We start from the raw sequence: 21,153 nt of genomic DNA on the forward strand, positions 1-21,153 counted from the left end.
CGTTCGGGCTGAGCCTGTCGAAGCCTTCATGCCAGCGGCCCTTCGACAAGCTCAGGGTGAACGGATGGGGAGGAGCAGTGATTCCCCGCCGTTCGGGCTGAGCCTGTCGAAGCCTTGTGCCAGCGGCCCTTCGACAAGCTCAGGGTGAACGGATGGGGAGGAGCAGTGATTCCCCGCCGTTCGGGCTGAGCCTGTCGAAGCCTTCATGCCAGTGGCCCTTCGACAAGCTCAGGGTGAACGGATGGGGAGGCGCGGTGATTCCCCGCCGTTCGGGCTGAGCCTGTCGAAGCCTTCATGCCAGTGGCCCTTCGACAAGCTCAGGGTGAACGGATGGGGAGGCGCGGTGATTCCCCGCCGTTCGGGCTGAGCCTGCCGAAGCCTTCATGCCAGCGGCCCTTCGACAAGCTCAGGGTGAACGGATGGGGAGGAGCGTTGATTCCCCGCCGTTCGGGCTGAGCGTGTCGAAGCCTTTGTGCCAGTGGCCCTTCGACAAGCTCAGGGTGAACGGATGGGGAGGAGCGTTGATTCCCCGCCGTTCGGGCTGAGCCCGTCGAAGCCTTCATGCCAGCGGCCCTTCGACAAGCTCAGGGAGAACGGATGGGGAGGGGCGGTGATTCCCCGTCGTTCGGGCTGAGCTTGTCGAAGCCTCGCATAACGCAGCTGCTACGCTGCGCGCGCATGAATGTCTTCCCAGCCGAGATCCGTGAAGCCTTCGTCTCGAATCGCGCGCTGCGCGTCGTGCTGCTGACCGACTTCTTCTTCCTGCTCTCTGAACTGAGTGCGGTGGTGATCCTCCCCTGGTGGATCACCAGCCGTGGTGGCGCCCACGCGATCGCGGCCTTCAGTGTCACGCTGGCGATCGCGACCTTCTTCGTCGCGCCCGCCGTGTCTCCCTTCGGTGACCGGATCTGCAAGGGCAGGCAGATCACCTGGGGACTCGGCTGCCTCTGCCTGGTGGCCGCAGCGCAAGTCGGCCTTTCGTTCGCCGGCGTCTTCAGCCTGCCTGCCCTCACGACGCTGGCCGTCGTGCAGGTCCTGGCTGCATCGTTCGTGAACCCCGCACGCGACGCCGTGTTGACCGAACTCCTGCCACAGGCGCAGCTGCCGGTAGCGATCCGCATGCGCAAGACAACGCTGGCCATCAGCGGCATCCTCGGTCCGCTTCTGGCTGGCGCAGCGATGGGATCGGCGGGCGTCACCGGAGCCCTGTGCTTCTACGGCGGCTTGCTGGCTGTGGCCCTGGTCACGGGCTCCCGCATCCCGCGAGCCACGGCCTCCCGGTCTCAACGCAAGGGACTCGGTGGGTGGTGGAGCGAGCTCCGCGCAGGTCTCGCCGCGAAGTGGCTGGTGCCGATGGAACGAGGCTGGACGCTGGTGAACTTCGCGGTGTGGATCTTCCAGGGTCCAGCCGTCGGCCTGCTCATCCCGATCAAGGTGCATTCGCTCGGACTGCCGGGCCACTGGCTCGGCCTGGGCCTGGGGGCGTTGTCGCTCGGCGTGCTGCTCGGCAGCATCTTCGGCTCGCAGAGGCTCGTCGACCATTTCGGTCGGTACCGCGTCCGCGTGGGCTTGGGGTTCCTCGAGGGCATCGCGCTTGCGTTCGTCGGCTGGGTCGCCTCGCCGTACCTCATGCTGCTGGGACTCACGATCGCCGGCTTCTGCAACGCCTCGATGGCCCTGGTGGGGGCCACCCATCGCGCGCTGGCCATCCCCCGGGAGTACCGCGTGCGCATGTTCGCCGCCGCCTCGATGACCACGCAGGTCGCCGGCGCCATCGGCCCGGCCCTGGTCGGGATGGCCCTGGCGCGCTACAGCGTGACCTGGGTGTACACGTCCTGGGGCCTGCTCATGGCCACCTGCGTCCTGGGCTTCCTCGCCGTCCCGCGCCTGAAGGAATTCCTGAGCCTCGACCATGCTGCGATCGGCGACTGGTATCGCCTGCAATACCCGGCCGCGTTCAAGTAGGGCGGCGGACCGGTCAGCCCAGCAGGCCCCCCTAAGGTACCTCGCCCGCCTTACCCATTTGGGCCATTGCAGCAAGTTTGGCGCCTGGCTACCTTGCCCCCACACCTGCCTCGCCCGGCCTGCCCGCACATGCGCGCAACGCCTGCCGGCCCGCGGCGCGGGTGCGGCGTTCCATGGCAGCGCTGCGCCGCAGCCTGCCCGTGAATGGAGGGGAACAAAAATGTCCTGCTTCGAGATGCGCTTCACGCGCAGGCTGGCACTCGCCTTCTCGGCCGCGTGCCTGTGGGCTCTGGCCTCGCCGCCTGCGTCGGCCGCGGCCGGCGTCGGCATCAGCTACACGCTGGAAGGCTGTCGGCCCACCGCCCAGAACCCGGTGACGTTCCCGGACAACGGGCCGTTCATCTGCCCGGACAACCTGTACACCACAGGCAACCTCGGCAAGACCTGGAACGAGCTCGACCTGGTGCCCGGGCGCGTGACCCTCGATGCCGGCAACTCGGCGCCCGCGATTCAGGTGCATGCCTTCGTCGTCGCCGTCGACAACATGGATGCCGGCCGGCCGGGCTACGACGTGTTGTCCGAGCTGACCCTCAATGCGGCCAAGTCGGCGGGCTCGTGCTCGGCGGCGATATCGAGCGCACCGGCCTACAAGACTCCCGGCGTGGGCGGGACCGGTACGACGCTGTACCGCACGATCACCGTCACCCAGTCGCGCAACACGACCTGCGTGTACGACTTCTATGCGCGCCTGGCCCTTGGATCGCACCTGTATCCCGGGGCATCACTGCACTTCAACCTGCTCAACGAGGACCTGGGGACCGGCGGCGTCGGATCCAAGGAAGTGTCGATCCCGGTCAATGAGATCCTGCCGCAGAGCCTGCGCAAGGACATGAGCGCCAAGGCCGACAGCGACCACCAGTGGACGCTGCAGAAGACCGCCAGCACCGACAAGCTGGACTTCGGCGACATGTGCTCGGCGAACCCAACCACTTCGCTGCCGGTGCAGGTCACCGTCACCTGGACCCGCTCCGCGGGCACGCAGGGCAACGTCAACATCACGACCCACGTGTATGCGAAGAACCCCGCGGCTCGCACGATCACGGTCAACGTGACCGACGTGATCTACAAGGGCACGGACCAGAACACGCCGCTCGACTCCGCCAATTCGGGCAACGTCGACGTGCCTGCCGTCACCGAGTCGCTGGTGCTCACGCACACGGTATCCCTGCCGCCGAACGTGGCCGGTGCCGTCGGCGACTACCTCAACGACGTCGCCACCGCCACCTACACCGACAAGGCCACGGGCCTGCCGGTGCCGGGAACGACCACCGCCACCGCCAGCACGCAGATCGCGGCCGGCGTGGATGCCAACACGGCGGCGAACATCACCGACAGCGAGTCCATCACCGGCTCGGCGCTGACCTTCTCGGCCGCCGCGCCGAACATCGGTGCCTACACCAACTACACCGCGGGCACGCCCACGGTCGGCCCGGTGCTGTGGTCCTCGGACATCCAGACCAGCAGCGGCCAGGTGGTGTTCGACAAGACGGTCATGCTGTCGCCGAAGAAGATCACCAGCGGCACGCTGAGTGACACGGCCTACCTGGTGACGACGGACACCGTGCCGATCGCGCTGCAGTCCGGCCCGGTGAACGTGAACATCGTCTCGAGTGCGAAGGCCAAGCTCACGCTGAGCAAGGTGATCCCCGCCATCCTGGGGGCTGGCGAGCGGATCGAGGTGACCTTCCACATCTCGCGGGCGAACGATGCGACGTACTCGCGGGACGTCACGCTGACCTTCACGGGAGGCGGAGCCACCTCGCAGAGCACCGACCTGACCGGCCTCGTGCCTGACGTGTACACCGTCACGGAAACGTCCGCGGTGTTCTTCCCCAACGGCTGCAACGACTCGTCGTGCAGCTTCGATGCCGGGCTGACACCGGTCGGCGGCAACCAGCGGGCCGTGGACCTGAGCGCCGACGCGGATGACGTGGTCGCCCACTGCACGGGAACGGCCTCCTTCGTCAACGAGATCCGCCAGGGTGCCTTCCCGCAGGCCCAGGTGCAGAAGATCACCGACCCGGTGTTGACCGGCGGCGATCCGGACTACAACTGGACGTTCACGCTGACCGGCCCGGGCGCCTTCGGCAGCGTGCAGGTCAGCGCGGGCGCCGGTGCCGGCTACGTCAATTTCGGCGTGCCGATCAACCTGGAGGGCTACTACACGGTCACCGAGACCCAGAAGACCGGGTGGGACGAGACCAGCGCCGTGCCCAGCGGCGGTGGCAACCCGCCGATCTGTGCCTTCACCGTGAACCTGCCGCAGGATCAGGGCACGACCTTCTCGTGCACGTTCACGAACACCAAGCGCGGCCATGCCAAGGTGGTGAAGACGGTGCTCAATGCACCGCCGGCCGGCTCGCAGGCGTTCACCTTCCAGTTGCGCAAGGACGCCACGCCGATCAACGTCGGCACGACCCTCGAGCAGCTGGTGGCCAACGCCGGCAACGGTGGCGTGCTGAACTTCGCCACGGCGCTGGTGCCGGGCCAGACCTACCAGTTGTGCGAGATCGTGATGCCCGGATGGCTGACCACGCTCGGCGACTTCGTGCCGAACGCGTTCATGCCGCCGGATGGCGTGCCGGCCAACCCCGACGTGGACAACAGCATCCTGTGCGGGAACTTCACGGTGGGCGCAGGTGGGACCAAGACCTTCACGATCGACAACTCGCCGCCGCCGGGAGGACGCGCGCTGACGATCGGCTTCTGGAGAAACTGGGCCAGCTGCGCCCAAAGCAAGGGCAAGCAAAAGCCGACCCTCGACCAGACGATGTACACGATGTACCAGGCTGGCAAGCGTGTCTTCGCCGGCACGCCCAACGGCGTCACCTCGGTCATCGACGGCGTCGTCGGCATGCGGGGCGAGAACGCCAACGCCACGCGGGACTGCCCGCACGCGGTGAGCCTGCTGAGCAAGAAGAACTTCGCTGGCAAGAGCCAATCGAGCGACCCGTTGTTCAACATGGCAGCGCAGCTCGTGGCGGCCGAGCTGAACATCGGCGCCGGTGCGTACACCTGCCCGAAGGTGACCACGGCCATCAACACCGCCAACGGCCTGCTGTCGACGTACAACTTCAACGGCACGACTCATGGCAAGGTGTCGAAGGCGGATGCCACGACGGCCAACAACACGGCCAAGACGCTGGACGACTACAACAACAACCGGCCCGGCGCTTGCCAATGAGTTCCACAGCGTGATCCAAGCCCGGCTCCGGCCGGGCTTTTTCGCTGCGCGCGAGGAGCGGACATGAACAGGTTCATCGGGGCAGGATGTGCGCTCGCCGTGCTGCTGGCCGGCTGCGGAGGATCGTCGGAAGACGAGGACGACAAGAGCGGGCCGACGGCCGAACAGAAGGCACGGGCCGTCGAGATGTCGATGCGCATGGCTGCAGCCACGCCACGCATCGCCGGCGAACGGGCGACCACGCCGACGCAAGGCGATGTCAGCGCGGGCACCGCATCCGCGGGCCCATCCGTCGCCGCCAGCGCGGCGCGCCCCGCCGATCCGGCCAGCGCCGCCGCCGTCCAGGTCAGCGCGGCCGAAGCGGCGGGCTGCATCGAGAAGGTGTCCAGGCTGCTCGCCACGCCCGCCGCCGCTCAGCAGCGGCTCGACTTCGACTGCGCGGCCGGCACCTACCGCGGCACCACGCCCCAAGGCCAGGCCTGCACGCTCAAGGTGGCGGCCACCCGTGGCCAGTACCGCTTCGTGCAGGCCGGGCCGAACATCACCATCGAGCCCGACGCGCCAGCGGGCCCGTTCGGCGGCCGGTTCGCGCGCTACCTGCAGCCCACGACCGAACCCGCGGCCACCGCCGGCCCCGGCCTGCGCATCAGCCGCACCAGCACGGCCCCCACGGTGACTTCCGAGACCATCGCGCTGTATGCCGGCCCGACCGGCACGGGCCCTGCGCGCCTGACCCGGCTGAACTACCGGCGCGTGCAGGGGACCGAGGCCTTCGAAACTGACTGCCGGCTGCAGGCCGACCGGCCGGCGACCAGGACAGCCGTCCGCTGACGCCCCTGTCACCGCGTCCCCCGGACGCCCACTCGGCGTACATGCTGAAACACGCCGAAAGTATGGCTACGCCTGTTACAACCGTCCCGTCGCCCTGGCGGCGGGCAGGCGTTGACCCTCGCCGGCAGGCCGCTTCCCGCTTGTAACACCCGCCCCCGCGAAGCGCCCAGCGCGTCAGTTTCGACGTGCGGGCGGGCATTAACGTCCGCCCGCCGTGGCCGATGGACACGCCGTCCAGGTCCACGTTGTCGTTGGGGGTCGTTTCAATGAAGTTTGATGTTCGCGCAGCACGCCGTGCTGCGCGCGAGGTGGTGCTGTGCGCCGCCGCCGCGCTCCTTGCCACGGGCGCCTCGGCGCACCACATCGGCGAATCCCTCGCAGCCGACCAGCAGCTGGTGGCCGCCACCGACCGCTTTCTCTCGGCATTGCAGCAGTACCAGAAGCTGCCCCCGCCTCAGAAGGAGGCGGCCATCGAGAACCTGGTGCAGCTCGCGCAGGCCCGCCAGCGGTCGATGGTCGCCCTGCTGCAGATCGACCCGACCGTGGCCGGCACGCGAATGCTGCCGCGCCCATTGCGCGCCCGCGTGCCCGCGGCCGCCGCGGCCTACGTCGAAGACGAGGTCCACGTGCTGGGCAACAGCGCTTTGCATGTGTCGGACAACTTCGCCAACGGGGCCTCGCAGCGTGTGCTCAAGGTCCGCGGCCGCCTGGGCGAGATGCCGAAGACCGTCTACGTGGCCGACGTCAGCTCCTCGCCACGCGACCTGTCGAACATGGCCGGCAAGAAGATGTCGTTCCATGCCATGCGCGTGGGCGACAACCTCGTGCTGCTGGACAAGAAGAAGCTCAGGCTCTCCGCCCTGTCGTCGGACGAGGAGGGCGCGCTGGCCGCGCCGATCCAGGGCAACCAGACCACGCTGTCCATCCTGGTGAACTTCAGCGACGCCGCGCTGAACTGCACCGCTTCCGACCTCACGAACCGGCTTTTCGGCGCCACCGGCGCGACCGTCAACAACAACTACCGCGAGTCATCGCAGGGGCTGGTGAGCTTCTCCGGCCGAACGGCGGGCCCGTACACCATCGCCTATGCGAGCACCGGCCCTTGCGACTACATGGGCTGGGCCAGCGCCGCGCAGGCCGCTGCCAAGGCTGCCGGCATCGACCCGGCCCAGTACATGCACGTGAACTACGTGACGCCGCCCAACGCCTCGTGCGGCTGGTCCGGCATGGCCTCGATGCCGGGCACGCAATCCTGGGTGCAGGCCTGCGCGCTCACCGGCGTCTTCAGCCACGAGCTGGGCCACAACCTCTCGCTCGATCACGCCGCGACGCCGGGCGCGGAGTACGGAGACGGCTCCGACCCGATGGGCGGCGCACGCGTGGTGGACCACAACGCCGCCAACCGCGTGATGGCCGGCTGGATGCCGGACGGCACGGTGCAGGACATCTCGGCCGGCGGCTCGTACTCGCTCGCCACGATTTCCCTGAACGCGCCGGGGTCGTCGCCCCAGGTCCTGCGCCTGGCCAAGCCCGACACGGCCGAGCTGTACTACGTGAGCATGCGTCAGGCGATGAACCTCGACGTCGGCCTGAGCAACTACTACGTCGACAACATCAGCATCCATCGCTCGACCGGCACGCTGCCGGCCCGGACCTACCTGCTGCAGAACCTGGCCGTCGGGCAGAGCTTCGTCGACGAGACCAACGGCATCACCATCACGAACCAGGGTGTTGCCGGCGGCGTCGCCACGGTCAACATCAGCAAGGGGGGCCAGACCTGCAACCGTGTCGCACCGATGGTGGAGGTCACGCCGGCCTCGCAGACCGCGGGGCCCGGCTCCGCGCTGAGCTATTCCGTCACGGTCACCAACCAGAACAGCGCCGCCTGCGGCAACTCGGTCTTCAACCTCGCGCAGACGCTGCCGGCGGACTTCACCGGTACCTTCGGCGTGAACGCGCTGATCGTGGGCGCCGGTGCGCGCGCCACCACGGATTGGACGGTCAGGTCGGCGGCGACCGTGCCCGACGCCACCTACACGCTGACGGCGAGCGCGACCGACTCCGGTTCGGGCCTGTCGGCCTTCGCCCACGCGAGCGACATCGTCTACACCGACCCCGCGAAGACATGCGTACCGGGCACGCCGGGCATCGTCGTCTCGCCGGCCACGCAGACGTGCGCGCCGGGAGGCAAGCTCACCTACGGCGTCAGCGTGACCAACACCAACTCCACCGCCTGCGGCACCGGCACCTTCTCGCTGACGCAGACACTGCCCGCCGGTTTCACCGGCAGTTTCTCTCCCGCGAGCCTGGCCATCGCACCCGGCGCGAAGGCGGACGCAGCGTGGACGGTCTCGACCTTGTCGGACACTCCGCAAGGCACCTACACGATCACGGCCCGCACGACGGATCAAGCCTCCGGCGTCGGAAGTGCCGTCAGCGCGACCGACGTCGTCTATGCGGCCGACGGGACGCCACCCAGCGTGAACATCACGTCGCCGGCCAACGGGGCCACGGTCGGCCGCACGAACCTGGCCGTCTCGGCCAGCGCCACGGACACCTCGGGCATCCAGGCCGTGGAGTTCTACGCCGACGGCGTGCTCCTTGCGCGCGACACGACTGCGCCCTACAGCGCGACGTGGAACACGCGCAAGGCGGGCCCAGGGGCGCACACCCTCAGCGCGCGCGCCTACGACAAGGCCGGCAATACCTCGCAGCAAACCATCGGCTTGACCGTGAAGTGAGGCGCCCAGCCGGGCGGCCCGGCGTCAGCACATCGTCTGGCGCCGGCTGCGAAGCCCGCGCTTGTCGAATGCCCTGGCCAGGTGCTTCTTCACGGTGTTCACGCTGATCTCCAGCTCCTGCGCGATCTGCTTGTTGGTGAAGCCCTGGCCGGCCAGCGCCAGCGCCTCGGCCTCGCGCGCCGTCAGGGGCCATTGCGTGTGCGGGCCCGATGCGTCCTCGTCCTGCTCGGGCTCGGTGCCGATGAGCGACCCGTACAGCCACTGCAGCACCCTGCGTGGGAACCACAGCCCGCCGGCCATGATGGTGTCCAGCGCGCGCGGCAATTCGGTCAGCGCATCGCGCCACTCGATGCCGCCACGCGCCCGGCTGTGCACGATGGTCTCGATCCAGCGCGGCGAGGGCTCGTCCCAGCCGATCAGCCAGTCGGTCTCCGGGTGCAGGCGGTGCAGCTGGCGCAGCGCCGACAGGCCCAGCAGCAAACACAGGTCCGCGTCGATCAGCAGCATGCGCGGCGAGCGCTCGCGCAGCGCCGCTTCCAGCGCTTGCGGACCGTCCACCTCGCGCAGGGTCAGCTTGTACGGCGCGTCCACGCGAAGGTCCACCGGCACGCGCGGGTGGTCAAAGCTCACGGCCAGCAGGATCTCGGTCCCGCGCCGTGGCCGCCCCTCACGGGGCGAATCGGGGTTCACGGTCCCGCCTCAGCGGGCTCGGCGGCGGCGCGGGCGATTTGCGCAGCGGGTGTCGGGCCAGACACCATCCTTCGGAAACACCCTCTTGGCGGGGTTGGTCGCGACGATCACGTGGGCCATGACGGATCCCTCCGTTCAGCGGTCAAGCGACCGACATCCAGCCGGCCGCAAATCGATGCGTCAATTTGTATCATCATAAATGCGCAGCTCTCGCCGTGGCAAGCGGATAGAAAGCTTCGTGTCACCCGGTGGTCGTCGACAGACAGGAAAGCGTCGCTAGGGGAGGCGCGAAGTTATGACGACCAGCGCGGACGAGAAAGGCATGCCGGCGATGGCGACGGGTGGCGACTGCGAAGTCCTGCCACCGTTGAAATCCTCAATACGGCTCGAAGGCGACCCCACCCTGCTTGAGCTGTGCCACGATCAGCTCGCGCCAGACCCCGCGCGGCGACCACACCTTCTCCACCGCCTCGTAAGCCACTTCCGGCTTCTCCTTCAGCCTGAGGGTGCGGTAGAGGAACACCATGCTCGACGCGCGCATGTTGACCTCGCAGTGCACCAGCACCTTCCTGTCCTGCCAGCGGTCCAGCGTCGCGGCGACCTGCTCGAAATCCTCCGCGCTCGGCTTGCCGAAGTTGATGGGGATGTTGACGAACTCGATGTGCTGGCGAGCCAGGATCCCGGGCTCGTCTTTCACCGCATTGGGCAGGCTCAGCGGCGCCAGGTAGACCACGGCCTGGAAGCCCTGTTCGCCCAGCCGCGCCAGCGCCTCGGCGCTGGGTTGGCCCGAGGTGACGAGCTTCGGCGTGATGAGGACCACATTGGGTGCGGCCAGGGGACCCTCACCCCAGGCCATCATCGGAATGCCCAGCCCGGCCCAGGCGGCCAGTCCGAGCGCGGCATCGCGGCGGCGCAGCTTCATGGCCGACAGCCTAGCCGGCTCAGCCGAGGAAGCCCATCGGGTTCTTCGTGAGCGCCACCGAGACGATCCAGCCGAAGACGGCCAATGCGCCCAGCCAGGCCGCCGCCCGCAGCGCCCACGGCCGGCCCGGCTTCAGAGCGAGCATGCCGAGCCCGATGTAGAGCACCAGGCCGATGATCTTGGCGAGCAGCCATGGCGCATTTCCGGGATGCAGCCGCAGCAGCCAGGCCAGGGTCAGCGCCGACAGCAGCAGCACCGAGTCGACGACGTGCGGCAGCGTCTTCGCGGCGCGGCTCTTCACCCACGCCGCATCGCCCAGCGCACCCAGGCCGCGGACGAAGAAGCCGGAGATCGACAGCGCGACGGCGCTCTGGTGCACGAGCTTGACGAGGGCGTAGTCCATCGCCCGAATCTACCCGGGCTGCCCATCCAGCCGGGGCCGGCTCAGCACCGGCCAGTAGCTCACCGCATACAGGCCGAAGCCCGCAGCCCAAAGCGCGGCCGAAGCCAGCACGGCTGCCACCGTCGCCTCTGGCGCGACAAGAGGCACCGCCACCCGCACCAGCGCTGCGAAGGCCACCAGCACGTAGCTCACCACCTCGGCCGCTTCGGCGCGCAGGGCTCGGCCGGTGTGGCCGCGGGCGGTACGGGTCATCATGCCGATGATCAGACCGCCGATGGCCCCGACGGTCAGCGCATGCGTCGCCACCGAGGGCGCCACCGCGCCTAGCGAGGCACCGGTGCGCAACGCCAGGTGCAAGGGGATCCATAGGTAGGCCAGGTGCAGCACCCACACCAGCGGCGTGCGCCAGGTGGCTTGCGGCCGCCACAGCGCCCAGCGGATGAGGTGCGCGACCGCGGCCACGGCGGCGACCAGCGCCAGCAGCACCGGCGGCAGCATCAGCCCATCGGCCGCCAGCAGGGCGAGCACGCTGCCCAGCGCCAGCTTCTCGACCATCGGCCGCCGTTGCGCACCCGCACCCGGCACGCCGTTGTTGGTGAACATGGGGATCACCCGGCCACCCATGACCGCCATGATGAACAGCACCACGTCCAGCGCGATCTGCAGGCCGAAGCCGCCGGGCAGGTCCAGCAGGCCTTGCTGCGACGCATGAAACGCTGCCTGCGCGAAGGCCATCAGCCCCAGCAGCCCGACGAAGAAGTAGTTGCGCCGGTTCTTGCCTCGCCAGAAGGGCACGGCCAGCGCTACCGCCGCGGCCAGCGGGAGGGCCACATTGACCACCGCAGCGGCCAGCGCGAAAGGGGTGAGCACCAGCACCCGCCCGGCCACCCACAACAGGGCCAGCGCCGCCAGCCGGCCACCGGTGGGCGTCGGCTGGTTCGACCAGTTGCGCCCCGCGGTGAGGAGAAAGCCCACCACCACCGCCAGCGTGAAGCCGAACACCATCTCGTGCGCATGCCACTGCGGCCCGCGCAGGTACGGCGTGGTGACGAGGCCCGCGAACTGCAGTGCCCACAGCGACGCCGACAGCGCGGCGAACACGCTCGCCAGCAGGTAGAAAGGACGGAAGCCCAGCTGCCATAGCGCGAAGCCTGTCGGCGCAGGGGCGCCGGGCCGGCGCAAGGGCTCTTCGATGCGGATCATCGGCGTGGTGCTCATGAGCGTGAGGCAGAAGTGAACCGCCAGGCCGCGATGGCGCCCAGCACGGTCAGGAAGAAAAGCGCAATCGCCAGCGCATTGCCGAGTGCGCCTTGAGCGCGCGACGCGGTATCGCCCCAGCCGGCGACCAGCCGCCAGGCCAGCGTGCCATGAAGGGCCGCGAGCGGCAGGTAGAACCAAGGTCCGAAGCGCAGCTTCACCCGCGCCAGGGCCGGCAGGATGACCGGCGCATGGCCCATCACCATGCTGAAGACGAAGCCCAGGCCGAGCGCATGCAGCGCGGCATCTCGCGAAGGCATGCCCAGGCTCCATGCGATCCACGTGACGCCGCCCACGGCGAGCCACCCGTAGCCCGAGAGCAGGCAGATCGCCATGTAGCGGGGCAGGCCGCTGCTGCGCACCGTGTGGCGGGCGATGTCGAAGGCGAAGAGCCACAGCGCCAGGCCCACGAGCGCGGCACCGAAGAAGACCCCGTTCGCGGCAGCCCCCGCCAGCAGCGTGCCGACGATGGCCACGAAGGCGGGCAGGGCGGCCGGGTGGCGTCGCGTGAGCCGGGTCATCTCCAGCCGCTCGGCCGCGATGGTGAGGAGGAGGAAGGCGAACCACCACGGCAGCGGCGCGGCCGATTCGGGTCGCCAGGCCTGCAGCCCGCTCCCCACGGCCCATGCCACTGCGGCGACGAGCAGCAGCGCGGTGTGCGCTGCGCGCTGGCGGCGCAGGATCATCGCGCTGGCCACGCAGAACAGCAGCGCCGCGCCCAGCATCGCGAGGCGCCCAGCCTCGGCATGACCCGCCAGGATCAGCAGCGCCCCGCCGGCCGAAGCCACGGGTCCGGCATAGGCCGGCGGCCACTTGAGCGCGACCGCGCGCTCCAGGGCGATCAGGGTCCCGAAGAACCCGGCCATCATCAACGCCGCATGGGCCATCACGGCGTGACCTGCCCACGCCGCACCCGCTGGCAACGGCACCGCCACGCCCGCGCGCAGCAGGCCGCCCAGCAGGCTCGCGATGAGTACGGGCAGGACAAGGGCTGCGAACAGCAGGCGCCACGGCCGGCGCACAGGCTTGACACGAGGCACGGCTCGGTGGCCGGCAGTGCTCGCGGTCAGCCGTGTCATCGCGCTCACCAGCGCATGAAGCGCCGCGCCCGTTCGCTCATGCGCTCGGGCGTCCAGGCGGGCTCCCACACCAGCTCGACCTCGACGCCGATCTCGGCCGGCAGCACGCGCTCCAGCTCGGCCGCCGCATCGTCGACGATCACGTCGGCCACCGGGCAGGCGGCCGAGGTCATGGTCAGCCGCAACTCGAGCCGATCGGCCTCGATGCGCACGCCGTAGACCAGGCCGATGTCGACGATGTTCAAGGCCACCTCGGGGTCGACGACGCGCGACAGCGCGGCCGTCACCGGCTGGCGGAGATCTTCCGGACCGTCGTAGGGAAAGGACGCGTCGCTCACGACAGACTCCGGGCAGCGCGGGCCCGCTTGACGATCTCCGGCGGCACGAACAGCAGCGGTGCCAGCGTCTTGCGGTTGCTCACCAGGTCTTCGAGCGTGTAGGCATCGAGCACCAGGTAGAACGCGTCCACCGCCTCGCGCAGCACGCCGCGCAGCTTGCAACTGCGCACGATGCGGCAATCGCCACCACCTTCGCCGAAGCATTCGGCCGGCATCGCCTCGCCCTCGGTCAGCCGCACGACGGTGCCGACGACGATGTCCTCGGGTGCCTGCGCCAGGTCCAGCCCACCTCCCTTGCCGCGCACATTGGCGAGCAAGCCGGCCTTGCCGAGGAAGTGGACCACCTTGGTCAGGTGGTTCTCCTTCACGCCGAAGGAGGATGCGATCTCTCCGATGGTGGCGCGGCGCCCCGGCTCCGCGGCCAGGTAGATGAGGACGCGCAGGCTGTAGTCGGTGAAGGCGGTCAGGCGCATGGTGTCGTCGATAGAAAGGTTCAGTGTCCACCGCATCCGCCGCAGCAGCCGCCGGCAGGGGCGAGCCGGGTGATGCGCACGCGCCAGGTCTCGGGTCCCGCTTCGACGTAATCCCAGGCGAAGCGGCCGGGGTACTGCGCCTGGAACTGGTGGTACAGCGGCCGCGGATCGTGATCGTTGACCAGCTCCATCGCCTCGTGGGCCGCCAGCGACTGGAAGGTCGAGAAGATGAGGGCGTGCCGCTGGCGCGGCTCGATGGTGCGCACATCGATCACGGGAAGGGTGGCAGTGCTCATGCAGGCTCCATTGAAGATGCATCGTGGATGCATCTAATGTCCGGCACAACAGGGCGAGGGAGCTTGTGCTGCGTCAAAGCCATGACGTGAAGCTCTTCGTGTCCAGGTCGAGCTGCGTGGGCGATGGGCCCATCGACAGGCTCCTCTCCTCCGCTCGGGCTGCTGGTCGAAGCCTTCTTGCCAGTGGACCCTTCGACAAGCTCAGGGTGAGCGGTGGTGGGGGGCGCCGTCGCCACTTCAGCCACGCCGAGCAAAGTGTACGGAGGGCCCTTCGACATGCTCAGGGTGAACGGCAGAGAGTGGGAACGGATCCCTCTCCTCCATTCGGGCTGAGCTTGTCGAAGCCTACTTGCCGGTGAGCCCTTCGACAAGCTCAGGGTGAACGGTGGTGGGGGCGCGCCGCCGCCACTTCGGCCACGCCGAGCAAAGTGTACGGAGGGCCCTTCGACAGGCTCAGGGTGAACGGCAGGGAGTGGGAACGGGTCCCTCTCCTCCGTTCGGGCTGAGCTTGTCGAAGCCTTCTTGCCAGTGGGCCCTTCGACAGGCTCAGGGCGAACGGTGCGGGGCCTTGGTGCCGGTGGCTCCTTAGACAAGCTCAGGGTGACGGTGGGGGAACGGCCTACTCCTCACCGTTCGGGCTGAGCCTGTCGAAGCCCACCCAGCGGCGTCGCTGCATCAGCGGAACGCCGCCGAGACGACGCCCGCCACGCGCTGCCGGCGTGCCGGCACCAGCAGCCGCAGCGCATACACGGCCAGCAGCACGGCGCCCGCGGCGAAGACGATGTCGCCCGGCACGCGCAGCCACACCAGCGTCTCCATCAGCTTCGAGTGGATGATCTCCGGCGAGCGGGCGTACCACAGGCCCTTGGTGATGCTGGTCCAGGCCTGGTAGATGCCGGCGGGCAGCAGCGACAGGAAGACCATCATGCCCAGGCCGATGTTCAGGCTCCAGAAGGCGGGCTTGAGAAGCTTGTCCACGTGCAGGCCGCGCTCGTACAAGCCTCGCAGGCAGAACAGCAGCAGGCCGATGCCCAACATGCCGTACACGCCGAACAAGGCGGCATGGCCGTGGGCCGCCGTCATGTTCAGGCCCTGCACGTAGTACAGCGATGCCGGCGGGTTGATGGCGAAGCCCAGCAGGCCGGCGCCGACCGTGTTCCAGAAGCCCACCGCGACGAAGCACAGGATGACCCACTTGTAGGCGCCCAGCCAGGCGACGTTCTTCGCCTTCCGCCAGGTCTGCAGCGCCTCCAGCCCGATGAGGGTGAGCGGCACCACTTCGAGCGCGGAGAAGACCGAGCCCACGGCGATGATCGAGGTCGGCGTGCCCGTCCAGTACAGGTGGTGCAGCGTGCCCAGGATGCCGCCGAAGAGGAACACGATGGTCTCGGCGACGATGGCGCGGTTGGCCGAAGCGGCGCGGACCAGGCCGAGGTTGGTGAAGATCAGCGCGACCACGGCGGTGGCGAACACTTCGAAGAAGCCTTCGACCCACAGGTGCACCAGCCACCAGCGCCAGTACTCGATCATCGAGTAATGGGTGTGCTGGCCCCAGGTCAGCGAGGTGGCGTAGAAGCCGCCGATGCAGCTGGCCGAGAGAAAGACCATGGCGATCAGGCCACGCGTTTCCGAAGGCTTCTTCAGTGCCGGCCACAGCGCGCGGCCGAGCAGGTAGACCCAGAACAGCAGGCCCACGAACAGCAGCAGCTGCCATACGCGGCCCATGCTGGTGAACTCCAGGCCCTGGTTGCCGATCCAGAAGCTGAAGTCGACGCCGCGGTGCTGCAGCGTGCCCAGCCAGCCGGTGATGGTCGAGCCCAGCACGACGACGAGCAGCGCGTAGAAGAGCGCGTCGACGCCGAGCTTCTGCAGCTTGGGTTCCTTGCCTGACAGCAGCGGCGCGACATACAGGCCGGTGGCCAGCCAGGCCGTGGCGATCCAGAACACGCCGATCTGCGTGTGGATGGTCCGGCTGACGGTGTAGGGCAGGATCTGCGCGAGCGGGATGCCGAAGAAGGCCTGGCCCTCGACTGCGTAGTGGGCGGTGATGGCGCCCATGGCGATCTGCAGCAGCATCAGGCCGATCACGACGAAGAAGTACTTGCGCGTGGCCTTCATCGAAGGCGTCGGCCGGGCGCCCAGCAGCGGGTCGGCGGCAGGCACCCGCGCGCGCTCCTCATGCTCGTCGCCCTTGTGCAGCCACAGCATGGCGGCGATGCCGGCCAGCAGCAGGATCACGCTGACCATGGACCACATCGCGGCCGAGGTCGTCATGGTGTTGCCCACCAGCGGCTCGTGCGGCCAGTTGCTGGTGTACGAAAGACCCGGCTCGCCCGGCCGGTCCGTCGCGGCGGCCCAGGAGGTCCAGAAGAAGAAGGCGGTGAGCGCCTGGCGGTCGGCGGCCTCGGGCAGCGCGCCTTCTGTCATCGCGTACTGCTCGCGCAAGTGAGCCAGCGAAGGCTCGCTGCCGAACAGGCCGGCGTAGTGTTCCGTCACCTCGCGGATGGCTTCGGCGCGCTGGGTCGAGACGGTCAACGTGCCGGTGGCCTCTTCGTAGGTGTTGCGGCGCATCTCCTCGCGCACGAGGGCGTCGGCGGCGGCATCGGGGGCGCCCTTCAGTTCAGCGGTGCGGATGCGCTGCAGGGCGGTCGCTTCACGGTGCAGCCAGTCGGCCGACCAGTCCGGCGCCACGTAGCTGCCGTGGCCCCAGACGGTGCCCAGCTGCTGGCCGCCCGCGGCCATCCAGGCCTGCTGGCCGTACTGGATCTGCTCGCCGGTGAAGACGATCCGGCCCTCGGCCGTCACGACGGCCCTGGGGATGGGAGGCGCCGACAGGTAGATCTGCCAGCCGAGGTAGCCGAGCGCGCCGAACGACAGCACGCAGACGAGGGCAAGCCATCGCCACAGTCTTGTGGCGGCGGGTCGTCGAGGAAGGGTCATGTCATGCTCCACATTGAAGATGCATTTGGAATGCATCTATTCTGGAAGCGCCCATTTCCCTCGGGGTTGATCTGGCGCAAGCCGGGCGGCGGGGGGCCTTCAACCGGCGGAGCGGTCGACACCTGGGGGATCAAGTTCCCGCCGATGGCCGGTGCGCGCCGCGTTTCTTGAAATAAATCAAGGCCGATCCGGCGGCGGGCCGGGACCATGTGCCACCCCCGATCACCGGGTTTCCCGAGGAGGCTGCGATGGGCCACGGCCAGGCCGGATTCACCAAGCAGATGGCGCGCAACGTGTTCTATGGCGGCAGCGTCTTCTTCGCGCTGCTGTTCGCCGCGATCGTGTTCCACAGCGAGCAGCGAATCCCCCAGCGCTCGAACAGCGCCGCGATTACCCCGCAGGTGGTGGCGGGCAAGAAGATCTGGGAAACGCGCAACTGCATCGGCTGCCACACGCTGCTCGGCGAGGGCGCGTACTTCGCGCCGGAGCTGGGCAACGTCTACCTGCGGCGGGGCCCCGACTTCATCAAGGCGTGGATGAAGATCCAGCCGACGCACACACCGGGGCGGCGGCAGATGCCGCAGTTCAACCTGAACGAGCAGCAGCTGGACGAGCTGGTCGAGTTCCTCAAGTGGACCAGCCAGGTGAACACCGAAAAGTGGCCGCCGAACATCGAGGGGTGACGTCATGACGAACCAAGTCCTCAAGTACAAGAGCCAGTCGGTCGCGAAGCTGTACTTCATCGCGGCGATGGCGCTGTTCGCCGGGCAGATCCTCTTCGGCCTGGGCCTGGGCCTGCAGTACGTGGTGGGGGACTTCCTGTTCCCCTACATCCCGTTCAACCAGGCGCGGATGGTGCACACCAACCTGCTGATCGTGTGGCTGCTGTTCGGCTTCATGGGCGCGGCCTACTACATGATCCCGGAAGAGGCCGAGACCGAGCTGCACTCGCCGAAGCTGGCGATCGCGCTGTTCTGGATCTTCCTCGCCGCGGGCGCGCTCACCATCGTCGGCTATCTCGCCGTGCCCTACGCCAAGCTCGCCGAGCTCACGGGCAACGAGCTGCTGCAGACCATGGGCCGCGAGTTCCTGGAGCAGCCGCTGCCCACCAAGCTCGGCATCGTGGTCGTGGCCCTGGGCTTTCTCTACAACATCAGCATGACGGTGTTGAAGGGCCGCAAGACGAGCATCTCCCTCGTGCTGCTGATGGGCCTGTGGGGGCTGGCGCTGTTCTTCCTGTTCAGCTTCGTCAACCCGCACAACCTGGTGCGCGACAAGATGTACTGGTGGTTCGTCGTCCACCTGTGGGTCGAGGGCGTGTGGGAGCTGATCCTCGGCGCGCTGCTGGCCTACGTGCTGGTCAAGACCACGGGCGTGGACCGCGAGGTGATCGACAAGTGGCTGTACGTGATCATCGCCTTCGCGCTGATGACGGGCATCCTCGGCACCGGGCACCACTACTACTTCATCGGCCTGCCGGGCTACTGGCAGTGGATAGGCAGCGTCTTCTCGGCGCTCGAGCCCATCCCCTTCTTCATGATGACGGTGTTCGCCTTCAACATGGTGCAGCGGCGCCGGCGCGACCACCCGAACCAGGCGGCCGTGCTGTGGGCGGTGGGCACCTCGGTGATGGGCTTCCTGGGCGCGGGCCTGTGGGGCTTCATCCACACGCTGAGCCCGGTCAACTACTACACCCACGGCACGCAGGTGACGGCGGCCCACGGCCACCTGGCCTTCTACGGTGCCTACGTGCTGGTGGTGATCACCATCATCAGCTACGCCATGCCGACGCTTCGCGGCCGCCTGGCCAACAGCGCCCGCTCGCAGGCGGCCGAGATGTGGAGCTTCTGGGTGATGACCATAGGCATGGCGATCATGGTGCTGTCGCTGACGGGCGCCGGCATCCTGCAGGTCTGGCTGCAACGCCTGCCCACCGAGGGCGCCATGGGCTTCATGGCCACGCAGGACCAGCTGCGCTTCTTCTACTGGGCGCGCATGGGTGGCGGCGTGGTGTTCCTCATCGGGCAATTGCTGTACTTCGCGAGCTTCTTCATCGGCGGCGATCCGGTCACGGCGACGGCGGCCGAGCGCACCCGCGAGGGCGGTGGCTTCCTCGGCACGCAGCCGGCACAGCGGACGTCGTGAAGGAAGGCAGGGCCTGATGGGCCACAGCGAACAAGCCCGTCTGGCCCAGGCGCCGTTCTACGCAGCGCAATCCAACGAGATCGCGCTGTTCGAACACGCCTGGCGTCAGCAGCTGCCCCTGCTGGTCAAGGGCCCGACCGGCTGCGGCAAGACCCGCTTCGTCGAGCACATGGCGGCCCGCCTGGGCCGCCCGCTCGTCACCGTGAGCTGCCATGACGACCTCGCCGCCGCCGACCTGGTGGGCCGGCACCTGATCGGCCCCGAGGGCACCGCCTGGTCCGACGGCCCGCTCGCCCGGGCGGTGAGAACCGGCGCCATCTGCTACCTCGACGAAGTGGTGGAGGCGCGCAAGGACACCACCGTCGTCCTGCATCCGCTGGCCGACGACCGCCGCGTGCTGCCGATAGAACGCACCGGCGAGCTGCTCGTCGCGCCGCCCGGGTTCATGCTGGTCGTCTCGTACAACCCGGGCTACCAGAGCATCCTCAAGAGCCTCAAGCCGAGCACGCGGCAGCGCTTCATTGCGCTGAACCTGGGCTACCCGGCGCCGGAGATCGAGCAGGCCGTGCTCGAAACCGAGGCCGGTGCGAGCCCCGAGCTGGCCGCGATGCTCGTGCGCCTGGGCACCGCCCTGCGGCGCCTCACCGAGCACGACCTCGAAGAGACGGCCAGCACCCGCCTGCTCGTGATGGCCGCGCGCCTCGTCGTCTCGGGCCTGCCGCTGCACGAAGCCTGCCGCGCCGCCATCGTGGATGCGCTCACCGACGATGCCGACACCGCCGCCGCCCTCGATGAGGTGGTGGCCGCCGTGCTGGCCTGACGGCCATGCAACGCCAGCGCCGCGCCTTCCAGCTGGCCTTCTTCGCGCTGTTCCTCGCGGCGCCGGCGCTGAACCTGCTGCGCTTCGACCTGCACGAGACGCAGCTGTGGGTGCTCGGCATGCGATGGACGCTCGGCATCGATGCCTTCCGCGCCGGCGAGATCAGCGCCAACGAGATGGCGCTGCGCATCGTCCTGCGGGCCTTCGTGCCGGCGCTGCTGCTGGTGGCGATCTTCCTCGGCGTGGCGTGGCGCTACGGGCGCCTGTATTGCGGCTGGCTGTGCCCGCACTTCTCGCTCGTCGAGTTGCTGAACGGCCTGCTGCAGCGCGCCTGCGGGCGCCTGAGCCTGTGGGAACGCGAGCAGACGCCGATGGCAGGCGGCCGCACGCCCGACGCGCGCTGGTGGCCGGTCTTCCTGGCGTCCTGCGTGCTGCTGGGCTTCACCTGGGCCATCACGCTGCTGAGCTACCTGCTGCCGCCGGCCGAGATCTGGGCCAACCTCGTCCATGGCACGCTGACCGGCAACCAGGCGCGCTTCCTCGGCATCGCCACCCTGGTCTTCAGCGCCGAGTTCCTGCTGGCGCGCCACTTTTTCTGCCGCTTCGGCTGCGCGGTGGGGCTGTTCCAGAGCCTGGCGTGGATGGCCAATCCGCGCGGGCGGGTGGTGGCCTTCCCTCGCGCCGGTTCGCCGCACGTGGGAAGCCTGCCCCGCACCATGACCATCGGCCTGGAGCGCGCGCATCCGTCCCACTGCCGGACCTGCGACCTGCCCCACGGCAACGCCTGCGACCGCGCCTGCCCCATGCGCCTGAAGCCGCGCAACCTCAAGCGGCGCAAGTTCTCGTGCGTGCAATGCGGCCTGTGCGTCGATGCCTGCGAGGCTTCGCAAGCGGCGCAGCGCCGAGAGCCCTTGCTGTACCACGCGATCGGCGTCGAGGCCCTGCGCGAAACCCTCCGCGAGGGCCAGGGCGCCCGCGTGCTGGCCCAAGGCGTCGAGGCGGGCTGAGA

The 21,153-nt window shown here is 68.7% G+C and carries 17 protein-coding genes; 8 read left to right on the plus strand and 9 right to left on the minus strand.

Annotated features, from left to right (window positions below; genetic code table 11):
* The first annotated feature begins 678 nt into the window (after nucleotides 1-678).
* The 4 genes from ACS5PM_RS13865 to ACS5PM_RS13880 all read left to right on the plus strand — a co-directional run bounded on the left by ACS5PM_RS13865 (nucleotide 679) and on the right by ACS5PM_RS13880 (nucleotide 8,781).
* Nucleotides 679-1,965 carry an MFS transporter gene (locus tag ACS5PM_RS13865; protein WP_439388231.1) on the plus strand — a complete coding sequence of 429 codons (1,287 nt, stop codon included), beginning with the start codon at nucleotides 679-681 and terminating at the stop codon, nucleotides 1,963-1,965.
* A gap of 220 nt (nucleotides 1,966-2,185) precedes the next feature.
* A complete protein-coding gene (locus tag ACS5PM_RS13870; protein ID WP_439388232.1) occupies nucleotides 2,186-5,209 on the plus strand; it encodes a hypothetical protein in 3,024 nt (1,007 codons plus the stop codon).
* Between the two features lie 63 nt (nucleotides 5,210-5,272).
* On the plus strand, nucleotides 5,273-6,040 hold the full coding sequence (locus ACS5PM_RS13875; protein WP_439388233.1) for a hypothetical protein: 768 nt from the start codon (nucleotides 5,273-5,275) through the stop codon (nucleotides 6,038-6,040).
* Between the two features lie 266 nt (nucleotides 6,041-6,306).
* Complete coding sequence (locus ACS5PM_RS13880; protein WP_439388234.1) at nucleotides 6,307-8,781, plus strand: Ig-like domain-containing protein; 2,475 nt, start codon at nucleotides 6,307-6,309, stop codon at nucleotides 8,779-8,781.
* A 24-nt stretch (nucleotides 8,782-8,805) separates the two neighbouring features.
* Here ACS5PM_RS13880 and ACS5PM_RS13885 read toward each other — a convergent pair whose 3' ends face one another.
* From ACS5PM_RS13885 to ACS5PM_RS13925, 9 genes are all read right to left on the minus strand, one after another.
* Nucleotides 8,806-9,471, minus strand: coding sequence for a helix-turn-helix transcriptional regulator (locus ACS5PM_RS13885; RefSeq protein WP_439388235.1), 666 nt, complete (start codon nucleotides 9,469-9,471; stop codon nucleotides 8,806-8,808).
* A 376-nt stretch (nucleotides 9,472-9,847) separates the two neighbouring features.
* The gene (locus ACS5PM_RS13890; protein WP_439388236.1) at nucleotides 9,848-10,393 is read right to left on the minus strand and encodes a protein tyrosine phosphatase family protein; all 546 of its coding nucleotides are present in this window, start codon (nucleotides 10,391-10,393) and stop codon (nucleotides 9,848-9,850) included.
* A gap of 19 nt (nucleotides 10,394-10,412) precedes the next feature.
* Nucleotides 10,413-10,796, minus strand: a complete 384-nt coding sequence (locus ACS5PM_RS13895) for a SirB2 family protein (protein WP_439388237.1) — start codon at nucleotides 10,794-10,796, stop codon at nucleotides 10,413-10,415.
* Between the two features lie 9 nt (nucleotides 10,797-10,805).
* Nucleotides 10,806-12,014, minus strand: a complete 1,209-nt coding sequence (locus ACS5PM_RS13900) for an NnrS family protein (RefSeq protein WP_439388238.1) — start codon at nucleotides 12,012-12,014, stop codon at nucleotides 10,806-10,808.
* Entirely contained in the window at nucleotides 12,011-13,132 is a 1,122-nt protein-coding gene (locus ACS5PM_RS13905) for a DUF8744 domain-containing protein (protein WP_439388239.1), read from the minus strand. The genes ACS5PM_RS13900 and ACS5PM_RS13905 overlap by 4 nt, the downstream gene beginning before the upstream one ends.
* Nucleotides 13,133-13,137: 5 nt before the next feature.
* Complete coding sequence (locus ACS5PM_RS13910) at nucleotides 13,138-13,470, minus strand: metal-sulfur cluster assembly factor (protein ID WP_439388240.1); 333 nt, start codon at nucleotides 13,468-13,470, stop codon at nucleotides 13,138-13,140.
* A complete protein-coding gene (locus ACS5PM_RS13915) occupies nucleotides 13,467-13,943 on the minus strand; it encodes an RrF2 family transcriptional regulator (RefSeq protein ID WP_439388241.1) in 477 nt (158 codons plus the stop codon). Before ACS5PM_RS13915 ends, ACS5PM_RS13910 begins: the two co-directional genes overlap by 4 nt.
* A gap of 20 nt (nucleotides 13,944-13,963) precedes the next feature.
* A complete protein-coding gene (locus ACS5PM_RS13920; protein ID WP_439388242.1) occupies nucleotides 13,964-14,239 on the minus strand; it encodes a DUF2249 domain-containing protein in 276 nt (91 codons plus the stop codon).
* A gap of 675 nt (nucleotides 14,240-14,914) precedes the next feature.
* Entirely contained in the window at nucleotides 14,915-17,179 is a 2,265-nt protein-coding gene (locus tag ACS5PM_RS13925; RefSeq protein ID WP_439388243.1) for a nitric-oxide reductase large subunit, read from the minus strand.
* A gap of 248 nt (nucleotides 17,180-17,427) precedes the next feature.
* Between ACS5PM_RS13925 and ACS5PM_RS13930 the strand changes: the two genes are divergently transcribed.
* From ACS5PM_RS13930 to ACS5PM_RS13945, 4 genes are read left to right on the plus strand one after another with little or no spacing between them, the layout of a single operon-like run.
* Nucleotides 17,428-17,862 carry a c-type cytochrome gene (locus tag ACS5PM_RS13930; RefSeq protein ID WP_439388244.1) on the plus strand — a complete coding sequence of 145 codons (435 nt, stop codon included), beginning with the start codon at nucleotides 17,428-17,430 and terminating at the stop codon, nucleotides 17,860-17,862.
* A gap of 4 nt (nucleotides 17,863-17,866) precedes the next feature.
* Nucleotides 17,867-19,324: a cbb3-type cytochrome c oxidase subunit I gene (locus tag ACS5PM_RS13935; protein WP_439388245.1), complete on the plus strand. Its 1,458-nt coding sequence runs from the start codon at nucleotides 17,867-17,869 to the stop codon at nucleotides 19,322-19,324.
* Nucleotides 19,325-19,340: 16 nt separating this feature from the next.
* Nucleotides 19,341-20,144 carry a CbbQ/NirQ/NorQ/GpvN family protein gene (locus ACS5PM_RS13940; protein ID WP_439388246.1) on the plus strand — a complete coding sequence of 268 codons (804 nt, stop codon included), beginning with the start codon at nucleotides 19,341-19,343 and terminating at the stop codon, nucleotides 20,142-20,144.
* Nucleotides 20,145-20,149: 5 nt separating this feature from the next.
* On the plus strand, nucleotides 20,150-21,151 hold the full coding sequence (locus tag ACS5PM_RS13945) for a 4Fe-4S binding protein (RefSeq protein WP_439388247.1): 1,002 nt from the start codon (nucleotides 20,150-20,152) through the stop codon (nucleotides 21,149-21,151).
* The last annotated feature ends 2 nt before the right edge of the window (nucleotides 21,152-21,153 follow it).

Origin of the sequence: Ideonella flava (genome assembly GCF_051857595.1) — a bacterium.
GTDB lineage: Bacteria > Pseudomonadota > Gammaproteobacteria > Burkholderiales > Burkholderiaceae_C > Ideonella.